The sequence below is a fragment of the Paenibacillus sp. 01T422 genome, from assembly GCF_056398785.1.
In genome coordinates, this window is the sequence record NZ_JBFTQB010001270.1 from 1 (window position 1) to 1,333 (window position 1,333).

Annotated in this window: 1 protein-coding gene and 1 pseudogene; one reads left to right on the top strand and one right to left on the bottom strand. The window is 47.0% G+C overall.

All coding sequences use genetic code 11. The annotated features are described in order from the left end of the window. On the bottom strand, positions 1 to 942 hold a 942-nt coding region (locus AC1DUA_RS37900; protein ID WP_477504613.1), incomplete at its 3' end, for a sulfatase-like hydrolase/transferase. Positions 943 to 1,139: 197 nt separating this feature from the next. Between AC1DUA_RS37900 and AC1DUA_RS37905 the strand changes: the two are divergent. After that, positions 1,140 to 1,333 (top strand): annotated as a pseudogene (locus tag AC1DUA_RS37905) (FAD dependent oxidoreductase); the annotation flags it as partial.

Below are 1,333 nucleotides of genomic sequence, written 5' to 3' on the forward strand. Positions count from 1 at the left end.
GCTCAGGGCATCTAAAACTTTCAGCATTTGGTGGTCGGCATTTTTTTGCAATTGATAATACAGCTTTCGATAAAATGGCTCATTGCCGATTGGCTGTAAGGCTTTCGGATAAGTATCCCTGTAGCTGGCTTGACAACCTGGCTTCGTATTTAATGATTCATTGATTGTTGGTGGAGGAGGGACATCTGGCATTGGATCAACATGGAAATGAAACATGTCTGGCAGATTGGCGCTCAGCATACCATACAGGGTAATATCATGCGGGTTTACGAAGGAAGCGACGAGTAGCCATGGCTCTACATCAGAGTTGGTACTTTTTTGGTGATCCAGTGCTTCAATCAACTTCACAGTCTCTGCGCCATATGTGACATCCCTGCCGCTCATGCCTGTCGCTGACGATGAAGCGGAGTTATGCGGATTGCGGCCATGTGGTTCAGGTCCGATCCAAGAGGAAAAACCGAAGGCGTTCAGCGGATCTGCCGACAAATATAGCTGTTCCCGCGTTGGATCTGGCACGCCTGTTGCAGGATCGTAGCTAGGCATATCATTATGCGTTCCTGGTACCAAAATATCCTCATATGAGATATGCCATTTGCCTTTGTAATAGGTCTGGTAGCCTGCTTCGCGAAAGTAATTGCCCATCGTAGGCACCGTATTCGGTGGCAACCAGAACATATCGGAATCGAAAGCATCCTTCGCGATGCCATTCGTCTGTGAAACTCCATGGAGTGAGGGGTAATGGCCAGTAAACATCGTAGTCCGACTCGGACAGCAGGCAGCGCTGCCGATATAATGACGGCTAAGTTCCATGCTATTCATGCGCAACCGTTCGTGGGCAGGGAGATTTGTGACTCGCCAAGCGCTAATTTCTGGACTTTCATAGACAGGAGGAAACCGCTCCTCATCGACAACAATCAGGAGAAAGTTCGGCTTTTTAATCATACAGACACCCCCAAAATTACCAGTTCTAAACCTAGTTGTATGCGGGGAAGGCGTTCACCATGCTCAATACGACAGGGATGTTTGTTCCAACCGACGGATTTATTTAGGGGAATAGTTTATTGACTTTAGGGAAATATTGGTTTATTCTATTGTTGACTGATCAAGTCAATCAAAAAATAATCGTTGAGGTGAATCATATGAATTCTATTCAAAAAACAGGCAAGGCTATCGTGATCGGCGGCAGTATGACAGGTTTAATGACGGCAAGGGTCCTCTCGTCGTATTATGAAGAGGTACTGCTTATCGATAAGGATGAGTTTCCACAGCATCCCGCAGATCGGAATGGCGCTCCGCACGGTTTCCACCCCCATAGGTTCACACAGCGTGGTAA